The sequence below is a fragment of the Pseudomonas machongensis genome (genome assembly GCF_034961125.1).
In the GTDB taxonomy this organism is placed as follows: Bacteria; Pseudomonadota; Gammaproteobacteria; order Pseudomonadales; family Pseudomonadaceae; genus Aquipseudomonas; species Aquipseudomonas machongensis.
On sequence record NZ_JAYFUI010000079.1, the window covers coordinates 21816 to 27815 of the forward strand.

The 6000-nt window shown below is 56.0% G+C and carries 5 protein-coding genes; 1 reads left to right on the forward strand and 4 read right to left on the reverse strand.

Annotated elements, in window-relative coordinates:
* Nucleotides 1-447: 447 nt before the first annotated feature.
* From VA602_RS08295 to cysZ, 3 genes are all read right to left on the reverse strand, one after another.
* On the reverse strand, nucleotides 448-1344 hold the full coding sequence (locus VA602_RS08295) for a helix-turn-helix domain-containing protein (RefSeq protein ID WP_323452972.1): 897 nt from the start codon (nucleotides 1342-1344) through the stop codon (nucleotides 448-450).
* A 686-nt stretch (nucleotides 1345-2030) separates the two neighbouring features.
* Nucleotides 2031-3320 (reverse strand): site-specific integrase, encoded by a 1290-nt coding sequence (locus tag VA602_RS08300; protein WP_323452973.1) that lies wholly within the window; start codon nucleotides 3318-3320, stop codon nucleotides 2031-2033.
* A gap of 54 nt (nucleotides 3321-3374) precedes the next feature.
* Entirely contained in the window at nucleotides 3375-4139 is a 765-nt protein-coding gene (gene cysZ / locus VA602_RS08305) for a sulfate transporter CysZ (protein ID WP_323452974.1), read from the reverse strand.
* 362 nt (nucleotides 4140-4501) lie between these two features.
* On the opposite strand from cysZ, the gene trxB reads away from it, so the two are divergent.
* The gene (trxB, locus tag VA602_RS08310) at nucleotides 4502-5464 is read left to right on the forward strand and encodes a thioredoxin-disulfide reductase (RefSeq protein ID WP_054895213.1); all 963 of its coding nucleotides are present in this window, start codon (nucleotides 4502-4504) and stop codon (nucleotides 5462-5464) included.
* A 153-nt stretch (nucleotides 5465-5617) separates the two neighbouring features.
* Here trxB and VA602_RS08315 read toward each other — a convergent pair.
* Nucleotides 5618-6000 (reverse strand): nicotinate-nucleotide diphosphorylase (locus VA602_RS08315; RefSeq protein WP_407682502.1); only part of this gene is annotated, 383 nt, incomplete at its 5' end.

The following is a 6000-nucleotide window of genomic DNA, read 5'->3' on the forward strand; positions in this document are numbered from 1 at the left end:
CAGCTCTCTCATTTACTTGTGACGGACCGTCACGGGTAATTACACTTATGCCGCTCGGCATGATTGAGATCAAAGCTTAGAGTGGGGAGGGCAGTACAGCCCTTCTCTCCCTCTGCTTATGGAATTGTTATCCTGCCTTACGGCGTATTCATAGCAGGGGGGCAGGGCAGACAAGCCCCCAGTGCTTTTGATCTCAACCTTGCAAATTAATGGTGACGGTCGTCACGCGGTAGTAACTTTTACAGCTCAAAGTTGAGTTGAAACAAGATCAAGAGCGGTAGGGGCTTTCTTGCCCCTTCTTCTTTTCACTGCATAAAGTTTTCATCTGTGCTCTAAGCACCATCGATCCGCTGTGGCGTTTACGCCACTAATTTAGATTGTCAGGTGTCAAGATTGAGTTGGTGTGTGCTAAGAGTTAACATAACCCCTTATAGGATCTGTCGCTAACTACCCTTCATTGACCCCTCCGCTGTGGCTTGATAGAAGCTCTTCCTTCCATCGCTTTACCGTGTTCTTGGATATGCCAAGCGCCTTGGCGATGGTTTTATTCGGGATCTTGGCCTCAATCATGCCCAGCGCCTGCTGCTTCATTGGATGTTCTATGCTAGCGACGCTTGCCACACTTGCCTGTTGTGGTTGCCATAAAGTATCGAAGTCTATCTGTACGTCAATGGATCTGAGGATTTCCGGGTTTCGTTCAAGGTACAGAGCAATGCCCCGTAAGGCCGTCCTCGCCGCTTCAATTACTCGTTGTAGCTGCCGTGTGCTCATTGGCTGCCGTTCATGATTAAATAAGCAGGATGCTACTGTTGCTGTCGAAATAATGGAAAGGCGTAATACCTTCTTAACATCGGCAAGAGAGACGCTATGCTTCCCGTTGACCACTCCCGGACCTGTATAAATTGCTCCGAACACAAACTCATCTAGCCATGGGGTAGGTCTTTGTTCGAACTTGAAGATACAAAGTGCAGGGGCTAGCGGGTTAACTATTACCTGTGGCTTTGGTCCACACGTGGAACTGGTCTTGGCTTTTGTCATAGGTTTGCTATTAGGTAGCTTAACCACAGGCGCTAGTTCGTTTAGCTGTGTGCTGTGTGTACTGCTCTCCATAGTAGCTAACGGGCTGATGCTGCCGTCCTCTTCAATGAACCAGTTTCTGTCTATCTTAGAAGGGGTGCCCATTGCGAATTGCATCGGTTTGGGTGCGAAGGGTGTAGTAATGTACTCGCCGTAGTACTCTCCGGTCACGTAATCATATACGAGGTTTCCAATTGTTCTGGTGCGGGCTTTTGAAAGTGTGTCGATTGACGATGGGGCTATAGACGTGACGGTGATGGGTTTCATTATTACTTCCTTGTGATGGTTTGGTTGGGTGCCAGTATCTATGTAGTGCTAGGCGATTGCGAAGGTATATCGCAGGCGGCACGAAGCCTGCCGTGCTAAGTGGTTTTATGCTTCGAGGACAAAGGCTAATGAGCTGGTTTATTTGTTTAGGGTGTTAGAGATTGCTTGTCTGATGTCGTGCTGATAGTGCTGGTGTTTCAAAGCAGTCTAAATTGGTACTGCTGATCATCAATGTTGGAGTGCGCTGCAATGCATGTTGTTCGCTACTTGCTTCGTTACTTGCTACTTGAAAATTAGTTGGCGTGCATGGTTTAGCTGCTTGCGACGCGTTAACGCCTCTTACTTGATGTGGGTTATGATTTGAGGTGTTAGGCGGACTACCCTTTGTGGCTCCCGTCTGACTGGAGGGAAGGCTACCAGGGAGCTATACCGAGTCAATAGCGTCATTACATGCAGGGCGCAGATATAGTGGCTAAACTTTAAATTTAGTGGCTAATCGGTTAGTCAATAGTCTTGAGACGCTGCTAACCATTTCTTTTGACGGTTAGCATTAATCTGGAAAGTGGTAGTCAGCGTCCGCAAAGGAAGGTGGTTGCTGGATTATTGCGGTGTTTCTAGCCTGATTTGACAAGCGCTTCGGCCATTGCCTTCACAGGGCTACGGCTACCGTAAATGTTATAGGACTGTCATTTGCCAGGCAGCAGCCCAGCAGCTTCAGCAAGGCTAGGTAACTTCTGTATCTCCATCGCCATGCGGGACAATGGGTTAACGCCATAGCTATCTCCGATGTGGCCAGACGCATGCCCAGTTATCCAGTCGCTCACTTCCTTGGGTATCCCGTGCTCCCTTGCAAGGGTTTTGAAGCTGTGTCTGAAAGCATGCAGAGGATTACGGCCTGCTCGGTAAACACCGCACCGCTGAGTGATCGGACGCCACGACTTGGAGACGATCCCTGCGAAGCCGTCGCTCACTTTTACCAATTGAGGGAAGACCCGTGTTCCTGGCAAGCGGCCTTGTATGAGGGTCAGTAACCCTAGAGCGATCAGGTCGGTATGGACAGGGATCTCCCTGCGGCTGCTGTCAGTCTTGACTGACTTGTCGGGTCGGTCATCGATGATCCGAATGAACCACCAGCCACATTCATGCTGGTGGATATCTTCGATGTAGAGTTGAGCCAACTCTTCACGCCGGGCACCAGTGTATGCGGCCATCAGCGGTATCCAGAATACCGCGTTCCCTGGCCGACCTTGGGCATCTCGCAGCTTCTGGAACTCAGCATGGCTGAACAGATTGACCAGCTCGCTCCAGCTATACCCCCGATTGTCATCCAGGCGCCGTTTCGGTTTGCCCGACCCCAATCGCTTGTGAATACGGGATGCTGTTACCGGATTCGTTTCAAGCAGACCTGAATCCACTGTGAAGGCCATTACGGATGACAGTCGTGCTAGCAGTAAGCGAGTTGATGAGATCGCCAGCGGTTTGACGTTGGGATCTGAGGGCTGGATCAGGTTGCTAGCGAACTCATGGATATCTGAGGGTTGAATCTCGGTGATGGATTTGTCTCCCATGTTGGAGATGAACCGGTTAACGGCACGGCTGTAGTCCACTGCATGCCGCCGCAGAACGTATTCGGACCTACCTGACGCAGAGATGGAGTGAACGTAGCGGGTGAGCGCTTCCGACAGCCTTATAGAGGTTTCTTTGAGGGCAGGGAGTGCAGGCGTAGGTAAGGGCTGACCTGCCATCTCTGGCTTGCAGGGCTCAACGTAGACGCCCTGGCGGGCATCGTTGAACAACCTCTCTGACTCTGCATACGCAAGGGCAAATGCAGCCTTCGCTTGATGGTGGTGTCGAGTATTCAGGGAGCGACGAATCTCGGTCTTGCCGATGATCTGCCGTAGGTCATCAGGCACCCTGCGACGTAGGTAGTAAATGCCCGAGTCGGGATGCCTGAAAGGTTGAGCTATCAGTGCCATATGTACCAGCCTTGTGTATCAGTGGGCTGGAAAAGGGCATCGCTTACATGGTTATCAGGTTGTCTGATTGGTTGCTTTTACGCCCCGTGCATTCCCGTTCTCACGCACCCAGAACAGAGTGGCACCGGCTACCGCCGCTGGCATCATCAGCACGTTTACCCCTGGTATCAGCAGGGCCAGGTAAGTGATGCCGCCAAAACCCAGCGACTGCCAGCGCTTGCTGCGCAGCCAGGCGAGCATGTCCTGCCAGCTCATCTTGTTGTTGTCTGCCGGGTAGTCGATGTACTGGATAGCCATCATCCAGATACCGAACACCAGCCACAGCGGCGCAGCCACCACGTTCACCACCGGAATGAACGACAGGATGAACAGGCCGATGGCGCGTGGCAGGAAGTAGCCGAGCTTGCGCATCTCGCGGCTGAAGGTGCGCGGCACCATCGCCGCCAGTTCGCCCCAGCTGAACGCCGGGAAGGTGTCTTCACCGCGCACCACCACCTCGACCTTCTCCGCGAGAAAACCGTTGAACGGCGCGGCGATGATGTTGGCGAACAGGGTGAAGGTGAAGAACACCATCAGCACCACTAGGGCGACGAACAGTGGCCACAGAATGTAGGTGAGAAAGCTCAGCCAACTGGGCAGGGTCGGCATCAGCGCATCCACCCACAGGCTGAACTGGTGGCCGGCGAAATAGATCAGACCGCCAAACAGCAGCACGTTGACTGCCAGCGGCAACAGCACGAACAACCGCAGGTTCGGGCTCAGGACCAGCTTCAGGCCCTCGCGCAGGTACTGGGGGCCGGACAGGACGGGGGCTTGCATCGGGATGCTCCACAGAAGGAAAACGGGCTGACCTTACCGAGTTTGCGGCGCCGACGAAAGGCGCGACACCGGCTGTAACAAAGCATAGGGACAATCGCGGATCGGATTCGTCCCTGGATAGAGCCTGTCTATAAGGTGGATTGTCGAAGGATATTTCCTTAATCTTTGCCACCTCGCTACAGTGCGTTCAATTTCTGAACGCCGTGAAACGCCGCGAGCCCTCAGTGGAAGGTGGCCCCCAGGTTTTCGGACCTGTGCGTTGTAGCCTTCCCCAAGTGCTGCGCAGGTCCTTTTTATTTTCCAGCCGGCGTCGCCGGCACACCGGTGTCGGCCTCATGTGGCCGGCTCGACAGGAGCACGACATGTCCGAAGTTCGTCATTCCCGGGTCATCATCCTCGGTTCCGGCCCTGCCGGTTACAGCGCCGCGGTCTACGCTGCCCGTGCCAACCTCAAGCCGCTGCTGATCACCGGCCTGCAGGCTGGCGGCCAGCTGACCACCACGACCGAAGTCGACAACTGGCCGGGCGACCCCCATGGCCTGACCGGCCCGGCACTGATGCAGCGCATGCAGGAACACGCCGAGCGCTTCGAGACCGAGATCGTCTTCGACCACATCAATGCCGTCGACCTGGCCAGCAAGCCGTTCACCCTGACCGGCGACAGCGGCACCTACACCTGCGATGCGCTGATCGTCGCCACCGGTGCCAGCGCCCGTTACCTGGGCCTGCCGTCGGAAGAAGCGTTCATGGGCAAGGGCGTGTCGGCCTGCGCCACCTGCGACGGTTTCTTCTACCGCAACAAGCCGGTTGCCGTGGTCGGTGGTGGCAACACCGCTGTGGAAGAGGCGCTGTACCTGGCCAACATCGCCAGCAAGGTGACCCTGGTGCACCGTCGCGATACCTTCCGCGCCGAGAAGATCCTGATCGACAAGCTCAATGCCCGTGTCGCCGAAGGCAAGATCGAGCTCAAGCTCAACGCCACCCTGGACGAAGTGCTCGGTGACAACATGGGCGTGACCGGTGCGCGCCTGAAGAACAACGATGGCAGCAGCGACGAGATCAAGGTCGACGGCGTGTTCATCGCCATCGGTCACACCCCGAACACCTCGCTGTTCGAAGGCCAGCTGACCTTGAAAGACGGCTACCTGGTGGTCAACGGCGGCCGTGAAGGCAATGCCACCGCCACCAACGTCGAAGGTGTGTTCGCTGCCGGTGACGTGGCCGACCACGTCTACCGCCAGGCGATCACCTCGGCCGGTGCCGGCTGCATGGCAGCACTGGACGTCGAGCGCTACCTGGACGGCTTGGCCAACGCCTCGTTCTGAGTCGCTGCCTGATCACGAAAGAACCGGCCCTTTGGCCGGTTCTTTCGTTTCAGCGTGCCACCGCCGCACGGCGAAACGCCGTGAGCGACGGCCCGCTCAGCCGCCAAGGCATTGCTGAAAACGCAAGCATTGGTCGGCTGACGGGCAGCGGGATCAGAGGCTCAGGCGCATCGACAGGTCGACGGCCTTCACATCCTTGGTCATCGCGCCGATGGAGATGTAGTCCACACCGGTTTCGGCGATGACCCGCAGGGTGGTTTCGTTGACCCCGCCGCTGGCTTCGAGCTTGGCCTTGCCTGCGGTGATGTGCACCGCTTCGCGCATCTCGTCCAGGGTCAGTTCGTCGAGCATGACGATATCTGCACCAGCCGCCAGAGCCTGGCGCAGTTCGTCCAGACTTTCCACTTCGATTTCCACCGGCTTGCCCGGCGCGATGCGGTGCGCGGCGGCGACGGCTTCGGCCACGCCGCCGCTGGCAGCGATGTGGTTCTCTTTGATCAGGAAGGCGTCATACAGGCCGATGCGGTGATTGTGGC